We start from the raw sequence: 18,500 nt of genomic DNA on the forward strand, positions 1-18,500 counted from the left end.
CATGAACCCTGAACTCAACCCCCGCTTGCGCCTGCTGGCCTCGGTTTCGCTGTTTGCCCTGATTGTGCTTTGCGTCACCTGGGAGACCGTGGTGGCGCCGGTGCGGCCCGGCGGTTCCTGGATGTTGCTGAAGGCCTTGCCGCTTGCGTTTCCGCTGCGTGGCATCGTGCGCGGCAATCTCTATACCTATCAATGGGCGTCCATGCTGTCGCTGCTGTACCTGATGGAAGGGGCCGTGCGCGCCATGTCCGACCCGGCCCCGCTGTCCGTGGGGATGGCATGGGGGGAGATCCTGCTGTCGACGGTCTTCTTCCTGAGCGCCATTTTCTATGTGCGGCCCGCCAAGCGCGCCGCCAGGAGACAACGCGCATGATCGCCCATTCGCTGTCCGACCTCCGCACCGTCAACTCCTTTGCCGGCCTGCCTGCGGCGTTCCATACCCGGCTGGCACCCCAGCCCCTGAACAATCCGCGCCTGCTCCACGCCAATGCCGATGCCGCGCGCCTGATCGGCCTGGATCCGGCCGTCCTGGACACGTCCGAATTCCTGAGCGTGTTTTCCGGCGCCCAGCCGTTGCCCGGCGGCGACACGCTGGCGGCGGTGTACAGCGGCCATCAGTTCGGCGTCTGGGCCGGCCAGCTGGGAGACGGTCGCGCCCATCTGCTGGGCGAGGTCGAAGGGCCGGAAGGCTCTTGGGAATTGCAGCTCAAGGGTTCCGGCATGACGCCCTATTCGCGCATGGGCGACGGTCGCGCGGTATTGCGCTCGTCCGTGCGCGAATACCTGGCCAGCGAAGCCATGCATGGGCTGGGCGTGCCCACGACGCGCGCGCTGGCGCTGGTGGTCTCCGACGACCCGGTCATGCGGGAAACGGTCGAGACGGCCGCCATCGTGACCCGCATGTCGCCCAGCTTCGTGCGTTTCGGCTCGTTCGAGCATTGGTCGTCGCGCCGCCAGCCCGACCAGCTCAGGATCCTGGCGGACTATGTCATCGACCGCTACTACCCGGAATGCCGCGACCCCCAGGACGACGCCGCGTCCATCCTGCATCTGCTGCGCGCGGTCACCCGCCGCACGGCCCGCCTGATGGCGGACTGGCAGGCGGTGGGGTTCTGCCATGGCGTGATGAACACCGACAACATGTCCATCCTGGGCCTGACCCTGGACTACGGCCCCTATGGCTTCATGGACGGCTTCCGCCTGGGGCATGTTTGCAACCATTCGGATACGGAAGGGCGGTATTCATGGAATCGCCAGCCGTCCGTGGCCTTGTGGAATCTGTACCGGCTGGGCGGCAGCCTGCACGCGCTGGTGCCGGACGTCGACGGCCTGCGGGCCGTGCTGGATGAGTACGAGCCGGTGTTCACGCGCGCCTTCCATGAGAGGATGGCCGCCAAGCTGGGCCTGGCCGCGTGGAGCCCGGAAGACGAGCCGCTGCTCGACGACCTGCTCAAGCTGATGGACGCCAACCAGGCCGACTTCACCCTGACCTGGAGGCGCCTGGCCGATGCGGTGTCGGGGCGGCGCGGCGCGTTCGAGGATTTGTTCATCGACCGCCCGGCGGCCGCGGCCTGGCTGGACCGGCTGCTGGCGCGCCACGCGCAAGACGGGCGGCCCGCGTCCGCGGTGGCCGAGGCCATGAACGGCGTCAATCCCCTTTATGTGCTGCGCAATCACCTGGCGGAAGAGGCGATCCGCGCGGCAAAATCGGGCGACGCCAGCGAAATCGATACGCTTTTGAAGCTGTTGCGCAATCCCTACGTGGACCAGCCGGGCCACGAGCGATATGCCGGATTACCGCCGGACTGGGCGGGCAGCATCGAGGTCAGCTGCTCGTCTTGAATATCGCGCGGATCGAAAAGCATTTTTTCGGCGATTTACGCGAAAATAACGGTTTAGAAAAGGAATATCGCAGTTTTTTTCACTGCAATCATTCGTTTCCATTGTAAAAGTCGTAAGATTGTCGCCAACGGGACACCCCGGGGGCCAAGTGTCCGCGGGGCATTTGTCGATACTCTTGAATATAAAGCACTCTAAATATGGCTGGCGCAGATGGTTTGCTGTGTATCGGTCTGCTTGAGGATGACGCCGATTTCCGGGAGGAGTTGGCGTTAGGCTTGGGTGGCTACGGTTTTCGGGTGGCATTTGCCTGTGATAATGCGGCGGCGTTTTATCGCCGGTTGCAGGAGCAGCCCTGCGATATCGTCATTCTTGACGCCCATCTTCCGGGAGAAGATGGTTTTTCCGTCGCAACCCGCCTGCGCGCCCTGAGCCCGGTCGGCATTGTCATGCTGACCGGCCGCAGCGCCCTGGAAGACCGGGTGCGCGGCCTGGAAGGCGGCGCCGACGTCTACATGACCAAGCCCGTGGACCTGCTGGAGCTCAGTTCGGTCATACGCAGCCTTGCGCGGCGCATGCGCCTGGCCAAGGCGCCGCGGCCGGCGGACGCGGAAACGCGCGCCTCGGCGGACAGCTCGTGGTCCCTTCAGGACGGCGGCTGGATCCTGGTGGCGCCGGATGGGGCTTCGCTGCATCTCAGCGCCCAGGAGCGCACCTTCCTGGTCGCGCTGATGGACGCGGCCGGAAGCGCGGTCAGCCGGCAAGTCCTGGCGGAATTGTTCCTGCCCGATAGCCCGGGCGGTTTCGAATTGCGCCGGATCGACGTGCTGGTCAGCCGTTTGCGCGCCAAGGCGCAAAGCGCCGGCCTCAAGCTGCCGGTACTGTCGGTGCGCGGCCAGGGTTACGTGTTTGCTGCTTGACCCGGTTGCGGGCCGTCCGCCACCGGGGCGTTGGACGGCAGCGTGACGACAAAGCGCGTGCCTACGCCGACCTCGCTCTGCATCGTCAGCGAACCGCCCTGGTTCTGGCAGATGCGCCGGGCCAGATAGAGGCCTATCCCCATTCCCTGCGTTTCGCGGTGCGCGGCGCGGCGGAAATGCGGCTCGAATATTCTTGCCTGTTCCTCTTCCCCGATGCCCGGGCCGCGGTCGGTGACGGCCACCCAGGCCATCGGCACGCCGCCGTCGCGGCTCTGGCCGGTCTCGATGCGGACCGGTTCGTTGGCCGGCGAATACTTGATGGCGTTGTGGATCAGGTTGCGGACCACCACGCTGGTCAGAGGGCGGTCGCAATGGACGGGCAGGGGGCCGTCGGCCTGCAGGATCAGCGCATGGGCGGTGTCCGGCTGCATCGAGGTCACGACGTCGCGCGCGAGTTCCGCCAAGTCCGCCTGCTCGCCGCGCGGCATCCAGGCCTGTTCGCCCAGCCTGTCCTGGTTCAGCAACTGATCCATGAGTTCGGTCATGCGGGTGACCGACCGGTGGATGCGCGCCAGGCGGCTGCCCACCGCCTCGCTGCCATCGGAGAGAATCATGTCCAGCGATTGGGCCGCCGCGCTGACCGTGGCAAGCGGCGCCCGCAGCTCATGCGAGATCAGCGCGTTCATCTGGCGCTGCGTATCGAGCGCGCCCGCCAATTCAGCCAGCCGCAGTTCGCCTTGGGCGAGATGCTCCGCGTCCGCGGGGGCATGATGGCCGCGGCCAGCCATGGGCTGGGAGCGCGCCGGCCCGTCGATGGCCTGAAGCAGCAGGGCGCTGGATACCAGCAGCAGCCGCGCGAGTTCGAGTGCCGTGCCGGCGGCTTCGGCCCCCAAGGCGTCGCGCGCCAGCATCCAGGCCGAAACGCAATACGCCAGAGCCAGGGCCAGCGTTGCCGCGGTTCCTGCCCCCCTGCGGGCCGCGCGCAGCAGCAGCCACCCGGCCAGCAGGACGCTGGCGGCGGCGCAGGCGCCAGCGATGACGGTGGGGATCATGCCGTTGCCCGGTTCGTAGGCGAAGATCAGCGCCAGCGCCGCGACGACCGCCAGCGAGACGCTGGCCCAGCGGCAGGCCTTTGCCGGCCCGGCGCTGGCGGACGAGGCCGACAGCAGCGGGACGCTCAGGGCCAGCAGGGCCGCATAGGAGCCCGCTTGCAGCGCGCCGGGCGGCAGCAGGGAGGGAGTGGCGCGAAACAGGCCTTCGACCAACATGAACGCCAGGCCCGCGCCGTGCATCGCATTGCGGGTGGCCGCCCAGGCAACGGCGCAGAGCAGGGCGCAAGCCATCGCCACGCCTGCAGTCAGGCCCAGGTGGATGTCTTCATAGGCGGTGCCCGGCGCGTAGGCCAGGGCGGCGGCGGGAAAGAGCAGGGCATACAGCAGTAACCCCAGCCGCGGCCGCGCAGTTTGCCGTCCGGCGCGCGTGCGGCGGGCGGCGCCGCATTGGCGAAAAGGCCCGCGGATGCGAAGAAGAGATCCTTCCGTCAACTAGAAACCCATGGATGTTCGGATGCGAGGTCGTGAGCCTGGGCGCAGTTTACGCCAGCGCCGCGTATGGCGTGGACGCCTAGGCCTTCCAGGATATTCTGCGTTGCGATATCGGGCACGTCTTCTGCGTACACCGCCATGTGCAACGTTGTGGCCGTCGCGACCACCGTGGCGGCCAGGTGCCTGCTGCCCGGGCTGTGCAGCAGGCCGGTAATGAAGCCCCCGCTCAGTTTCAGATAGGACAGGGGAAACTCATGCAGGCGCTCCATGGCGCCGAACTGCTGCGACAGGCGCGCCACGCCGACCCGGCCGCCGGCCCCCGCGACGATGCCGCAAAGCTGATGCAGCTCGGCTTCCTGCTCGATGAGCGCCGCCGCGTCGACCTCGACGATGAGCCGGGCGGTCAGCGCGGGGCGGTCGGCCAGCATGCGTTCCAGCCGGGACAGGAACGCGGGCTGCGCCAGCGACGCCAGCGCGACGGGCACGGCCAACGCGCCCGGTCTGGAATACAGCCAGTCCAGCCCCAGCCGGACGGCCTGCACATCGCATTCCGCGGAAAGCCCGAGCCGGACCGCGGGTGGCATGAAGATGGAGGCGGGGACCGGATCGGCGTCGGCCGTGTCGTGCAGGGTCAGGCTGGCCTCCTGGTGCAGCAGGACGCCGGACAGATCATGCAGCGGCTGCACAGACAAGGAGAAGCGGTGCTGCTCCAGCGCCGTGACTAGAGCGTCGTGCCAGCTGTACTCGCCGATGTGAGTGCTGTCGGGCGCGCGGTTGGCGGGCGTGACCTGATCGTCGTCCGCGCTCTCTGCGCACATCAGCGCGTGATCCAGCCGGGCGAGGGTCTCGCTCATGTTGTCGCCCGGGGCATAGGTGGTCATCGCCAGCGCCCAGCGGCACCATCCATGCTTGTCCATCGGCACCCGCAGCGAGCGCAATTCCCGCCGCAGGCGTTCCGCCAGCAGGCCTGCCTGCGGCGCCGACGTGCGGGGCAGCAGCACGGCGAAGTCGGAGCCGCTCAGGCGGGAGATGAACGTGGCCTGGCCGCCGAATTCAGCCACCAGCTTGTGCAGCCGGTCGGACGAGGATCGCAGCCACTGGTCGGTGAAGGCGCGGGAAAGGTGCCGGTTGATCTGCGCCAGGTCGCGCTGCCGGAACATCAGGAGATGCCCGCCCGCCTCGGACTCCTTGTCCGCCAGCGCCTGCCTGAACTGTTCCACGAAGTACCGGCGGTTGGGCAGGCGGGTGACGGGGTCCCGGTAGACCTCGCTTTGCAGCGACTCGATGCGGGCGTTCTGCTCCTGCACCGTGGCGGCCACCATGCGTTGCGCATCGACCAGCGCCTGCTCCACGCCGGCCGCCGAGCCGACGCCGTTGGAAGCCGCGTCGCCGGCCGGAGCCGGGGTACCTTCACCGGTGGCGCGCGACGCATGCGCCTCCATGCGCCGGACCAGATTCAGGGCCAGCAAGATCCAGAGGAGCGCCGCGGCCAGAGCCAGGCCCAGCAGCCGTACGCCGCCTTGCCAGAGCGTTTCTCGCGCCTGCCGCGAATCCGCCTGGACCGTGACGGTGCCGCGCAAGGCGCCGCTGGCGTCCGTGTAGGGACGCGATGCAAGCGGCGCTTCCATGTCCAGCCAGGCGTTGCGCCAACCGCGCTCCCTGGGCGGCGAGTCTTCAGGCCGGACCCGGCGTTCATGGCCGGGATTTCCTTGTGCGTCCGTGAGGCGCACCAGCGCGTACTGGCCTTGCGCGAACAGAGCATCCGCCATCGCGGCCTGTTTTTCGGGGCCTTCGCCGGATGGCTGCGACAGGGCCCAGGCCAGCATGGCCGCGCCTTCCTGGCTGCGCTGCGCCAGTTGCGTTTCCAGGTATCTGTGCGCGGCCATCACCCCCAACGCCTGGGCGCCAAGCAGGACGAGGCCGACCAGGAGGGAGGTGAAGAAAAGGAGCCGGCGGAAAGTGGGCATGTATTTGAAGGTTCCCTTCCTGCCCGGCACGGCGCCCCGGGCGGCGGGCTGCCCGGTATCCGGTCAACGGGGCATCGAACAGAGAAGCGTCCGACAAAACCTGGATAAGAAACGTGACACACGTTACTAATACATCAGCGGCGCCTCGTGTACTGTAATTCTACATGTCACATAACGTACAGAATATTACTAAATCCGCGCCGAGATCGGACAAGCTGTGCAATTATTTCGATCCCGGTTGCTTTTCGCGGGACAACTATCGAGGCGGGCGTATTAATTTTTCCGGTGCGCCTGTCGTAGTAGTAAGGACGAAGCATGCCGCAAGCGGCCGGGGAAAGCCATCCATGGGCCGCCTTTCCCGCTGGCGAGCAATCGCAGAACTGTAGGAACACAAGGAAAAAGGGGGCGCGTTGCCTCTGAAGCGTGGCGTTTTTTTGCGAAACTAATGCATAATTTAAAAAATGTTACAGCCCTTGGGTTCCATTCCGAACCGCAACGCCGGGGGCTTATGGATAGGGGGCTCCGTGCGTGAGAGTTACCTGCTCGCACTGTGCCTGGTGCTGGCGGTCGCGCTTGTTGTGATGTGCCTGATCTTCGCGCGCAGGGAACGCGTGTTGCGCCGCCGCCTGACGTGCGATGAACTGACCGGGGTCCTCAGCCAGCAGGAGCTGCATCGGCGCGCTCGCGCCTGGCTCGGCACCTCCGGCGAGCGTTCGCGGCGCGGCGCTTTCTTCCTGGTGGGTTTCGAGCAGTACGCCGAGATCAGCGCCATGCTGCGCGCCGGAGAGGACCAGGCCTTGCTGGTGCAGGTGGGCAGCCGGCTCAGCCTGATTGCGCGTGCCCTGGGCGGCATGGTGGCGCGCACCGGGGCCGACTCGTTCACGGTCTGCGTGCCCGAGGTGGACGAGGAGGGCGCCGCGCAGGTGTCGGCCAAACTTCTGGAAGACCTGAGCGCTCCCTATCAATTGGGCGGCCGCCCGCTGATCGCCGTTTTCCGCGTCGGCGCGGCCCTGTATCCCGAACACGGGCGCAGCGTGGAAGAGTTGCAGCGTTGCGTGCAGGTGGCCCTGGTGCCGCTCAAGGAGCGCGGAGGGCCCGGCTGGAGCCTGTTCGATTTCCGCATGCTGGCGCACCAGCGCGACCGGCAAGGCCTGGAGAACGATTTGCGCCTGGCGTTGACCACGCCGGCCATGGAGCAGTTCGAACTGTATTACCAGCCCGTCTGCGACAGCGGCACGGGCGTGGTGCAGGGCTGCGAGGCGCTGTTGCGCTGGCACCACCCGGTGCTGGGCAGCGTATCGCCGGCCGTGACCATCGAACTGGCCGAACGCAGCGGTCTGATCGTGCCCTTGGGCGCCTGGATCCTGGAACGGGCTTGTACCCAGGCCGCGCAATGGCCGGCGGCGTGGCGGGTGCATGTGAATCTATCGGTCAAGCAGATGAACGAGGACGGCCTGGTCGACCTCGTCTCGACAGTGCTGGCGGGGGCCCGCCTGGCGCCGCGCAAGCTGGTGCTGGAAATCACCGAATCCATCTTCATCCTGCACTACGAGCAGCACGTGAAGATATTGAACGCGCTGCGGGCCATGGGCATCGGCGTGGCGCTGGACGATTTCGGCTGCGGCTATTCCAGCCTGAATCACCTGCGTTCCCTGCCCATAGACTGGGTCAAGATCGACCGCAGCTTCATTTCCGCGCTGGAATCGGATGCCGGCAGCCGCGAGGTCGTGTCCGCGCTGTTCGGGCTGTGCCAGGCGATGCACCTGCCCGTGGTCGCGGAGGGCGTCGAAACCGAGGGCCAGCGCGAGATCCTCAAGTCCCTGGGCTGCAGGGTCATGCAGGGATTCCTCCTTGGGCGCCCGGCGCCCGCGTCCGAAATCCAGGCTTTGGCCTCGGCGGTGTCATAATCGGGGTTGCTCGCAAACCCGACCCGTTGACTCCTTATGCCCGGCAACACCCTAGGTACCCTCTTTACCGTCACCAATTTCGGCGAATCCCACGGACCGGCTATCGGCTGCGTCGTGGACGGCTGCCCTCCGGGCCTGTCCCTGGACGCTTCCGACATCCAGCTGGAACTGGATCGCCGCCGTCCGGGCACCTCGCGCCACGTTACGCAGCGCCAGGAAGCCGACCAGGTCGAGATCCTGTCGGGCGTGTACGAAGGGGTGACGACGGGCACGCCGATCGGCCTGCTGATCCGCAACACGGATGCGCGCAGCAAGGATTACTCCAACATCGCCGACACCTTCCGCCCTGGCCATGCCGACTACGCCTACTGGCGCAAGTTCGGCGTGCGCGATCCGCGCGGCGGCGGGCGTTCGTCGGCGCGCCTGACCGCGCCCACCGTGGCCGCGGGCGCCATCGCCAAGAAATGGCTGGCCGAGCAGTACGGCGTCAAGGTGCGCGGCTACATGAGCCAGCTTGGCCCGGTCGCCATTCCCTTCGAATCCTGGGACGAGGTCCCCAACAATCCGTTCTATGCGCCCAACGCCGGGGTCGTCCCCGAACTCGAGGCCTACATGGACCAGCTGCGCCGCGACGGCGACTCGGTCGGTGCCCGCATCGAGGTCGTGGCGGAAAACCTGCCCGCGGGCTGGGGCGAGCCCATCTACGACCGCCTGGACGCGGACATCGCGCACGTAATGATGGGCCTGAACGCGGTCAAGGGCGTGTCGATCGGCGCGGGCTTCGATTGCATCGCGCAGCGCGGCTCCGAACACGGCGACGAGATCACGCCCGACGGCTTCCTGACCAACCATGCCGGCGGGGTGCTGGGCGGCATTTCCACGGGCCAGCCCATTACCGTGTCGCTGGCCATCAAGCCCACGTCCAGCATCCGGGTGGAGCGCCGCTCGGTGAACCGCGCCAACGAGCCGGTCATGGTGCAGACGCTGGGCCGCCATGATCCCTGCGTGGGCATCCGCGCGACGCCGATCGCCGAGGCGATGCTGGCGCTGGTGCTGATCGACCACGCCCTGCGCCATCGCGGGCAATGCGGGGATCCGGTCTGATACGCTGACGTTCCTTGAATATCCTGGAGGCCGACATGATCCGGAAGAAACGTTATCTGCTGCGCAACGCGGGCGCGGCGCTCGCGCTGGCCGCCCTGGCCGGTTGCACGGGCATGAACACCACGCAATCCGGAGCGGTCGGCGTCAACAGGACGCAGTACATGTCCAGCATGGTGCCTTCGCAGGCCTTGGAACAGGAGGCCACCCAGCAGTACGGCGACATCCTCAAGCAGGCGCAGGCCAAGGGGCTGTTGGATCGCGACGCTCAGCAACTGGCGCGCGTGCGCGCCATTTCGCAGCGGCTGATCGCGCAGGCGCCGGTATTCCGGGCGGACGCCTCCAGCTGGAAGTGGGAAGTGCATGTGTTGTCCAGCGACGAGGTCAACGCCTGGTGCATGCCGGGCGGCAAGATCGCCGTCTACACGGGCCTGATCTCCAAGATCAAGCCCACCGACGACGAGTTGGCGGCCGTGCTGGGCCATGAGATATCCCATGCGCTGCGCGAGCATGCGCGGGAGCGGGTGTCGCAGCAGATGGCGACCAATCTGGGGCTGTCCGTGCTGTCCATCGCGACGGGATCCAGCGTAGCGTCCGATCTCGGCGGGCAGCTCACCAGCGTGATGTTCACGCTGCCCAACAGCCGCACGCACGAAACCGAGGCGGATCGCATGGGCGTGGAGCTCGCGGCCCGGGCAGGTTACGATCCGCGGGCCGCCGTGACCCTGTGGCAGAAAATGGGGGCGGCGGAGCAGGGCAGCGCGCCGCCCGAGATCCTCTCGACCCACCCGTCGGCGGCCTCGCGCATCACCGATCTGCAGGCCGCGGCGCAGCAGGTGTTGCCGCTTTACGAACAGTCCAAGGGCAAGGCCGCGGCGCGCTGAGCGCGCCCGCCGCAGCGGAGCCCGCCTAGGCCGCGCTTGCGGCCGTCTTCACGCCAGCGCCGCGCATGATGCCGATGCCCAGGTCGGCCAGGATCCGCTGGGTTTCGGCGTCGGGCACGTCCTCGGCATAGACCGCGATTTTCAATTTTCGGGCCGTTTCGAGCACCGATGCCGCCAGTTGCTGGCTGCCGGGGCTTTGCGACATGCCGCCCACGAAGCCGCCGCCCAGTTTCACGTAGGACAGCGGCAGGGTGTGCAATTGCGCCACGGCGCCGAACTGCTGCGCCAGACGGCGCACGCCGATATGCGCGCCGAACTCCGCGGCGACGCGGGCAAGCGTGGCGATCTGCTCGTGGCATTCCACCAGGCCGTGCGCATCGACTTCTAGGTACAGCCGGCGCGCGAGCGGCCGGTGCTCCGTCAGCAGCAACGCCAGCTGGCGGAAGAATTTCTGGCCCCGCAAGGAGGGCAAGGCCACCCGCACCGCCAGTTCGCCGGGATTGGCCGCCAGCCAGTCCAGCCCCAGGCTTACCGCTTCCAGGTCGCAATCGGCCACCAGGTCCAGGCGCACGGCCGGAGGGATGAAGAGCGTCGCGGGAATCGGTTCCTCGCCGGCGGCGGTGCGCAGCATCAGCATGGCTTCGGTGCGTACCGTGCTGCCGTCCGAGGCCAGCAGGCGTTCGTTGGCGAGCTCGAAACGATGATCTTCCAGGGCGGATTGAATGGCATCCTTCCAGGCGCGCTCACCGGATTCCGAAGGCGAATGCATGTCGGTTGCTCCCGCGATCACGACTTGGTCGTTGCCCGCGCTTTCCGCCCGCATCAGCCCGAAGTCCAGCCGCGCGAGCACGGGACCGGCCTGGTTGCCGTGGCCGTAGTCGGTCATGGCTTGCGCCCAGCGGCAAAGATGCCCTTCGCCGACCGGGATGCGCGACGCGTGCAGGTCGGCCCGCACCTGTTCGGCGACCATCATCGCCTGGGGCGCCGCGCAGCCGGGCAGCAGCAGGGCGAAATCCGATCCGTTCAGGCGGGCCAGCAGCGGCGCGGCCACGTGCAGGCGCTTGAGCGTGCCGTCTATGCGTTCGCACGCCGCCCGCAGCCATTGGTCGATGAACTCGCGCGGCATGTGACGGTTCAAGTCCGCCAGATCGCGCTGCCGGAACACCAGGATATGGCCGCCCTCCACGCTGCGGCCGGCCACGGCCGGGGGAGCTTCCAGCGCGCGGCGGAATTCGTTGACGAAGTACTTCCGGTTCGGCAGTCCGGTGACCGGGTCCTGGTTGAGTTCCACTTCCAGGGACTCGATCTTGGCGTTCTGCTCTTCGACGCTGGCGTAGACGCGTTCGCGGGTCTGATTCAGGGCCTGCACCACGCCGGAGAGCTCCGGCACGCGCGCTTCGACCTGCTCGGACGGCGACTCCTGGCCGATGCGGCGCACGTGATCGCTGATTTCGCGCAGCAGGCGGTTCTTGATCCAGCCCACCAGCAGGAAGGCGAACACCGCCCAGAGAATTCCCGCGCCCACCACCAGGGCGATCATCTTCAGGCTGCTGCGCCACAGGGCTTCCCACGCATAGGCGTCATTGGCGACCAGGGTGACTTCGCCGATCTGGCGCCAGCCGTCGCTGACGGCGTGGGTGGCCGGCTCGGCATTCAGCGGAGCCAGGGCCTGGAACCAGGCGGGCACGGACGCGGCCGTGGCCGTGGAACGGCGTTCGATGAGGACCTTGCCTTCCGGGTCGGCCAGCCGCACCAGCGAGAAATGTCCGCCGTCGTACAACGCCGATACCAGCAGCTCCTGGACCACGGGGTCATTGTTGGCGGGCTGCGAGAGGGACAAGGCCAGCGATACGGCGGCGTCGGTGCTCTGCACCTGCAACTGGCCGGACAGGTACTCCCTGGCCGAGTTGACGCTGAGCGCCAGCGTGCCCAGCAGAATGACGCCGATCGCGAGGGTAACGCTGAGCAATAGCTGTCGAAGTATGGACATGGTCTTGTTTCCGGAAATCAGGGACGCACGCCTTCCCGTTCCATGCGTTGAAGTAGATCGCGCCATCGGCTGAGACGGTCAACCGGGGCGGCGGGTTTGCCGTCGACATATACGCCGTCGGCGTTGAAGCTGAATACCGGCGTCAGGTCGCGGCGCTGCGTGGCGGGCAGGATGGTCGAGATCAGGCTGTCGAGCACCAGCGGCACGGCGTTCGGGGTCTCGTAATAGCCGAGCACCATATGGGCGACCTGGCTGCTGCTGGCGGCGCCGCCGATGCGCGCCCGCACGTAGATGAAACGCAGCTTGCTGGCCGGAACCCCCAGCGCCAGCAAGGTGAAGTATTTGCCGATGACGTAGTCTTCGCAGTCGCCCGCGCCTTTGCCCAGCGATTCCAGCGGGGTGGCCCAGTAGTCGGCCTGCTTCCAGATCGTGACGTCCTCGCCGGATAGCAGGGCCCGGTTCCAGAAGTCGTTCGCCAGCGTCAGCGTCTCCCGCTCCTGGGCGGGCGGGGGAGCGCGCATCAATTGCAGCCAGCTCGAGACCGCCTTGGTTCCCTTCGCGCCATACCGGCTGGCCGACAAGCTCTGCAGCCGATCGGCATTTACCTCCAGGGCGGAACTGCCGCCCCAGCTGCAAGCCAGGCATAGCAAAGCCAATCGGCACAGATTCAGCGTGCGTCGGTAACGGCGGGTCGATGGCATGAAGCGGATTTTCACATGTTTCTGAACGTTTCTGGTGAAAAGTCCAAAAAATGAGGCGTTAGGGGGAGGGCCCCGCCGGACCCTTCCCCCTATTTGCTACGGCTTAGTGATGGTCGACGTTCAGCTTCCCCTTTTGCAGCAGGTCATTGATGATGGCCTGGTTGCTCATGAGCTCGCCGCGTTCGTCGTGCATCAGGTCGACATTCTCCAGCACGATCTTCTGATCCGCGCCCTGGCCGATCTGGCCCTTGGTGTTGATCTCGAGAATCGTATTGTTGGAGTTGGCCGGATCCTGCTTGAAGTTCAGGTACTGGCTCAGGTTGCCGTCCTTTTCTCCCACGAGCAGGTCCTTCAGGTCCAGCACGTCGCCGCCGTCGGCGACCGAGGCCTTCGAGAAGTCCTTGATCGTGTCGACCGCAGGTTGCGCCGTCGTGCCGCCATCGCCGAGCTGCCATTTGAACGTGTCGCTGCCGCCGTCGCCCCACAACGTGTCGTTACCCTTGCCGCCGACCAGGATGTCATTGCCTGCGCCGCCGTGGAGTTCGTCGTTGCCGGTTCCGCCGTAGAGCTTGTCGTCGCCGTCATCGCCCCACAGGATGTCGTTGCCGCCTTGCCCGTAGATGATGTCGTTGCCCTTGCCGCCGTGCAGCTCGTCATTGCCGCCACGCGTGTCGCCTGCCGCATCGAACTGTCCCGGATCCTGCTTGATGAATTCGTATATCCGTTCGTTCGTCGGCGCGACGCCGTCCAGTGCCGTGAGGTACTCCTTCAGCGACTCGAGGCCGCCACCATTGTGCGATCCGGCGGGATGACCTGCCCACGCAAGGTGGTCGGTGTTGATCGCGTCACCGAAGATGATGTCATTGCCGTCGCCACCGTAAACAGTGTCGTGACCCACGGCGGCCGGGGCGCTGGTGCTGCTGCCTCCCTTGAGGGCGGCTTCCAGATCGTTAGCGGTATTGACGATGTCAATGTCGCCGACCTTGCCGGTGACGGTGTCCGAGCCCCAGGGCCAGGAGGGGAACGAGATCTGACCATTGCCTGTGCTGTCCGTATTGTCGAAGAAGCGCAGGATGTTGGCGTCGATGCCGGTTCCGATTCCGATGCCGTGGACCTTGCTGGCGTTACTGAGCGATTTGAAGGCGTCGACCGATTCCTTCATGGTGTCGTAGTCGGTATTGTTACCCGGTCCGGACACCCCCTTCTTGTCGTTGTGGTAGTACTGCGTCGGGTTGCCATCGGTCAGGAAGAACGTCAGGTTCTCGAACTTCATGCCGCTGGGGTTCGCGTTGCCCTGATCGGCGAACCACTTCACGGTCGCGTTGAAAGCGGCTTCGTAGTTGGTCCCTGCGGTGCTGCCCGTCGCAATCGTGAGATCGTTGATCGCCTTGATCAGCTTGTTCAGGTTGGCCAGCGTGAGGTTGTTGAACGTGATCGGTTCTTGGGCATGCGTCGCGAAGCCGATCAACGTTACGTTGACGACGCCGTCGTGATGCGCCAGATCGCCGGCGAGCTTGACCAGCGCGTCTTTCACCAACTGCATGCGGTTGACACCGGAACCGGATTGCGCGGACATGCTGCCCGAGCGGTCCACCACCAGCGCAATGTTGTAGTTCGTGCCGGGGGTGACGTTCGTGACATAGCCGCCGTGATCCGCCAGGATGACGTCATCGCCCGAACCGCCGTTCAGCGGCGGCTTGCCGCCGCTGCCGCTGTCGTCATTGCCATTGGTCACCAGGTGATCGGCAGAAATGACGAACTCGTGCTCGGTCGAGGTGTCGTTGCCACCGTTCTCCGTGCCGCCATTGTCCTTCACTTGGAAATGGAAGGAGCTGTCCTGCTTGTCGGCGCCCGGGGTGAACTTCAACAGGCCTTGTTCAATGCCCGATTTCGGAATCTCCTGGCCTGCAGTCACCGGCTGGCCGTTGTAAGTCAAGGTGCCGCTCGTGGGCAGCTGAGTAATGATGACGCTCTGCAGGCTGTTGCCTTCCGCGCCATCGTCGAATGGGAAGTCTCCCAGCGAAAACTCGTGCTGGTTATCGCCGGCTTCCAGGTTCACGGAACCGTCGGCGGTCGTCGGCGCGTCGTTGACACCATTGATGGTGATGCTGATGGTGCTGGTGGCCGAGCCGTCGGCGGAGGCGACGGTGTAGGTCTCGACGATACTTTCTCCGGCCTTCAGGAACTGGACGGCGGCGTTGTCGACCTGGTAGGTGTAGGTGCCATCGGGTTTCATTACGATGGCGCCCAGCGGGCCGCCGCCATGCGTGCTGTTGGCGAACTTGAGGGTGGCGGTGTCGAAGGACGACTGGCCGGCGTCGGGGTCGTTGATCGTGACCGCGCCCTTGACGGTGAGATTGCCGCCGGTGACGTTCACATCTTCGGTCACCGACCGGAAGTCGTTCGTCATCACGGGCACATCATTGGTGCCGTTGATCGTGATGGTGATGGTCGTGGTGCTGAAGTCGCCGTCGGAATCACGGATCGTGTAGGAGAACACATCCGAGAGCTTGTCCCCCTGGCCAAGCGCGTTGACGCGCGGGTCGGCATTGTTGAGCGTATAGGTATAGCTGCCATCGGCGTGGATGGTAATGGTGCCGTACGTGCCGCTGACCTGAGTGTCGACGTTGCCCTCGACGGCCTTGTTCGGGTTGGCAGCCCCCTTGGCCACACCGACCACGGTGGTCGCGTCGGCGCCCACTGCGTCGGCACCGGCGCCGGTGATGACGTTGCCCGTGGCCTGCAGATCCTTGTCTTCCGTCACGCTGGCCGTGTCGGGCTTTGCCTCGGGGGCGGTGTCGGTGATCTGGATTGTCAAGCTGCCACTGCTGCCATGGCCGGCCGCGTTCTTGACGGTCACGGTGAAATCGTCATGCACACTGTCCTTGCCGTGGGAGTGATCTTGGGATTTTCCCTTCTCGGTATAGGTATAAGTGAGCTTGCCGGTAACGGGGTCGTAGCCGGTGACTTTCAGCGTACCCTTGCCCGTGGTCAGGCTTACGGGATTGGCGTTCGTCGCCTTCGTCACGTCTACGCCATTGACGGCGACGCTCACGATGCCCAGTGCTGCGGAGATCTGCATCGATCCCGAGACGGTGTCGCCGGTGGCTTCCGCAACCTTGTTGGTCGCGTTCGTAACGGCCGCTTCCGCGGCAGAGGTCACGTCGAATTCGGTGTTCACCTTGTCGCCGTCGCCATCAGTCCCCGTGACCCCGACCGTGAAGTCCATCGGGCCGGCGGGGACGCTCTCCGTGTAGGAGCCGGTCGTGAGGAAGGACATCCTGACGCCGGGGCCCGCAGTGATCTCGATGCTGTCGAATTCGGTGAACGAGGGTACGCCCTGGGCCAGCATCTCCTTGGTGATATGGATGGCGCCCGAGGCAGAAGTCACCGGCACCGAAATGGTCTTGGACTGGGCGCCGCTCCACACGGTTATTTCGAGTGCGCCGGTTCCCTTGACCTCCGCGACATTCAGCTTGAAGTCCGAAAGGGCTTGCGTGAAGTCCATGCGGAAGCTCTCGCCCGCATCGAAGGAGGGGTTGCCGATCCCGAATGAGTTCCCGGAGCCGAACGTGTTGGCGTTGAACTTCTGGCCGCCGCCGGCGCTCAGCGTTGCATAGCCGAGGTCATAGGTCGTTTGGGGATTGTTGGTGATCGCGGAGGCCAGGTCGATCGACTCGGTGGTTCCGGGCCGGGCTTCGTGCTGGGTGACGGTATAGCCACCCTCCGGATTCAGGGTCACCGTGAAAATCTTGGTCCCATCGGGCGAGAAGATGTCGACCGAAGACTTGTTGAGCTCACTGGTCGTCCAACCCTGCGGCAGCTTGCCGATAGACGACACGACCAGCGTGGCGCCCACGGCGTCGGCGCCCGTATGGAACTCCAGGGTGCCCGTAGCGGTAGTCGCCGCGTTCTCCATTGTCGTATTGGTGACGGCGCCGAATTCCGGGCTGTCATCCTCGATATTGATCGAGATGGTTCCGTTGCTCGTGGTGTGGCCATCGCTGACCTGCACGCCGATGCCCAGCTGGAGCACATCCTCGATGGAATGCTGCGGATGATCCACCTGGCCCGACAGCGTGACGGTATAGGCGCCCGCATCGGTCATCGTGACCGTGATCACGGGGTTGCCCTCGTGATCGTTGCCGACCAGCGTATGCCCATCCTGCGACAAGGTCCAGACGACCGGCTTGCCTTGCGAGCTCAGGGCATTGGCCGCCGGCTGCACCAACTTGACGGTGTGGGTGTCGTTCACATCCACGTCGGCAATGGTCAGGTTGCCGGAGTAGGTAACGGCGTCGGTCGTGTCCGTAACGCCTTGTTCGTCCTTCAGACCATGCGGCAACCCTTCTTCGGAAAGGTTGAGGGTGGCGCTGGTGATCGTCGGCGCGTCGTTGGTGCCGGTGATCGTGATGGTGATGTCCTGGGTGACGGTGCCGCCCTTGCCATCGTCGACCGTGACCGTGTAGGTCTGGGTCAGGGTCTGGCCCGCGCCCAGCGAGTCGAGCAGGCTGTCCTCGACCTTGAAGCTCCAGTCGAAGCTCTTGGTGGCCGGGTCGATCGCGCCCAGGGTGAGGTTGCCCAGATAGCCGTTGCCGTTGGCGATAACCGTGGCGGAGTGGGCATCGATCGTGTCCACGTCGGCGAACGTGATGGTGCCGCCCGCCGTATGTTCGGTGGCGTTCTCGCCCGTGGCGCCATCGGCCACTTCGGTGACGGAACCGGATTGCGCGCCGCTGGTGATCGTCGGGGCGTCGTTGGTGCCGGTGATCGTGATGGTGATGTCCTGGGTGACGGTGCCGCCCTTGCCGTCGTCGACGGTGACCGTGTAGGTCTGGGTCAGGGTCTGGCCGGCGCCCAGCGAGTCGAGCAGGCTGTCTTCGACCTTGAAGCTCCAGTCGAAGCTCTTGGTGGCCGGGTCGATCGCGCCCAGCGTCAGCGAGCCGAGGTAGTTGCTGCCGTTGGCGCTAACCGTGGCGGAATGGGCATCGATCGTGTCCACGTCGGCGAACGTGATGGTGCCGCCCGCCGTATGTTCGGTGGCGTTCTCGCCCGTGGCGCCATCGGCCACTTCGGTGACGGAACCGGATTGCGCGCCGCTGGTGATCGTCGGGGCGTCGTTGGTGCCGGTGATCGTGATGGTGATGTCCTGGGTGACCGTGCCACCCTTGCCGTCGTCGACCGTGACCGTGTAGGTCTGGGTCAGGGTCTGGCCGGCGCCCAGCGAGTCGAGCAGGCTGTCTTCGACCTTGAAGCTCCAGTCGAAGCTCTTGGTGGCCGGGTCGATCGCGCCCAGCGTCAGCGAGCCGAGGTAGTTGCTGCCGTTGGCGGTAACCGTGGCGGAATGGGCATCGATCGTGTCCACGTCAGTGAACGTGATCGTGCCGCCCGCCGTGTGTTCGGTGGTGTTCTCGCCCGTGGCGCCATCGGCCACTTCGGTGACGGAACCGGATTGCGCGCCGCTGGTGATCGTCGGGGCGTCGTTGGTGCCGGTGATCGTGATGGTGATGTCCTGGGTGACCGTGCCGCCCTTGCCATCGTCGACCGTGACCGTGTAGGTCTGGGTCAGCGTCTGGCCGGCGCCCAGCGAGTCGAGCAGGCTGTCTTCGACCTTGAAGCTCCAGTCGAAGCTCTTGGTGGCCGGGTC

General features: G+C 65.8%; 11 protein-coding genes and 1 pseudogene. 6 read left to right on the forward strand and 6 right to left on the reverse strand.

Features of this window, described 5'->3' with window-relative positions:
• Position 1 precedes the first annotated feature (1 nt).
• The 3 genes from ACN6PJ_RS26790 to ACN6PJ_RS26800 all read left to right on the forward strand — a co-directional run bounded on the left by ACN6PJ_RS26790 (position 2) and on the right by ACN6PJ_RS26800 (position 2,759).
• Positions 2–373 (forward strand): DUF2069 domain-containing protein, encoded by a 372-nt coding sequence (locus ACN6PJ_RS26790; protein WP_427998807.1) that lies wholly within the window; start codon positions 2–4, stop codon positions 371–373.
• Positions 370–1,842, forward strand: a complete 1,473-nt coding sequence (locus ACN6PJ_RS26795) for a protein adenylyltransferase SelO (protein WP_427998808.1) — start codon at positions 370–372, stop codon at positions 1,840–1,842. The genes ACN6PJ_RS26790 and ACN6PJ_RS26795 overlap by 4 nt, the downstream gene beginning before the upstream one ends.
• A 197-nt stretch (positions 1,843–2,039) precedes the next feature.
• A complete protein-coding gene (locus ACN6PJ_RS26800; RefSeq protein WP_043541512.1) occupies positions 2,040–2,759 on the forward strand; it encodes a response regulator transcription factor in 720 nt (239 codons plus the stop codon).
• Here ACN6PJ_RS26800 and ACN6PJ_RS26805 read toward each other — a convergent pair.
• Both ACN6PJ_RS26805 and ACN6PJ_RS26810 read right to left on the reverse strand, forming a co-directional pair.
• Positions 2,741–4,303 (reverse strand): sensor histidine kinase, encoded by a 1,563-nt coding sequence (locus ACN6PJ_RS26805; RefSeq protein WP_427998809.1) that lies wholly within the window; start codon positions 4,301–4,303, stop codon positions 2,741–2,743. The genes ACN6PJ_RS26800 and ACN6PJ_RS26805 overlap by 19 nt on opposite strands.
• A complete protein-coding gene (locus ACN6PJ_RS26810; protein WP_427998810.1) occupies positions 4,300–6,270 on the reverse strand; it encodes an EAL domain-containing protein in 1,971 nt (656 codons plus the stop codon). The genes ACN6PJ_RS26805 and ACN6PJ_RS26810 overlap by 4 nt, the downstream gene beginning before the upstream one ends.
• Before the next feature lie 524 nt (positions 6,271–6,794).
• On the opposite strand from ACN6PJ_RS26810, the gene ACN6PJ_RS26815 reads away from it, so the two are divergent.
• The 3 genes from ACN6PJ_RS26815 to ACN6PJ_RS26825 are packed head-to-tail and all read left to right on the forward strand — an operon-like array spanning position 6,795 to position 10,162.
• Positions 6,795–8,177, forward strand: a complete 1,383-nt coding sequence (locus ACN6PJ_RS26815; protein ID WP_427998811.1) for a putative bifunctional diguanylate cyclase/phosphodiesterase — start codon at positions 6,795–6,797, stop codon at positions 8,175–8,177.
• 36 nt (positions 8,178–8,213) lie between these two features.
• Positions 8,214–9,281: a chorismate synthase gene (aroC, locus tag ACN6PJ_RS26820; protein ID WP_427998812.1), complete on the forward strand. Its 1,068-nt coding sequence runs from the start codon at positions 8,214–8,216 to the stop codon at positions 9,279–9,281.
• 35 nt (positions 9,282–9,316) lie between these two features.
• A complete protein-coding gene (locus ACN6PJ_RS26825; protein WP_427998813.1) occupies positions 9,317–10,162 on the forward strand; it encodes a M48 family metallopeptidase in 846 nt (281 codons plus the stop codon).
• Between the two features lie 25 nt (positions 10,163–10,187).
• Here the strand turns inward: ACN6PJ_RS26825 and ACN6PJ_RS26830 are convergent, their stop codons facing one another.
• From ACN6PJ_RS26830 to ACN6PJ_RS26845, 4 genes and pseudogenes are all read right to left on the reverse strand, one after another.
• The gene (locus ACN6PJ_RS26830; protein ID WP_427998814.1) at positions 10,188–12,152 is read right to left on the reverse strand and encodes a bifunctional diguanylate cyclase/phosphodiesterase; all 1,965 of its coding nucleotides are present in this window, start codon (positions 12,150–12,152) and stop codon (positions 10,188–10,190) included.
• A gap of 17 nt (positions 12,153–12,169) precedes the next feature.
• Positions 12,170–12,853 carry a transglutaminase-like cysteine peptidase gene (locus ACN6PJ_RS26835; protein WP_427998815.1) on the reverse strand — a complete coding sequence of 228 codons (684 nt, stop codon included), beginning with the start codon at positions 12,851–12,853 and terminating at the stop codon, positions 12,170–12,172.
• Positions 12,854–12,956: 103 nt separating this feature from the next.
• Positions 12,957–18,218, reverse strand: a complete 5,262-nt coding sequence (locus ACN6PJ_RS26840) for a VCBS domain-containing protein (RefSeq protein ID WP_427998818.1) — start codon at positions 18,216–18,218, stop codon at positions 12,957–12,959.
• Between the two features lie 129 nt (positions 18,219–18,347).
• A pseudogene (locus ACN6PJ_RS26845) lies at positions 18,348–18,452 on the reverse strand (VCBS domain-containing protein); the annotation flags it as partial.
• Positions 18,453–18,500: the final 48 nt, after the last annotated feature.

Origin of the sequence: Achromobacter sp. (genome assembly GCF_050285585.1) — a bacterium.
In the GTDB taxonomy this organism is placed as follows: Bacteria; Pseudomonadota; Gammaproteobacteria; order Burkholderiales; family Burkholderiaceae_B; genus Achromobacter.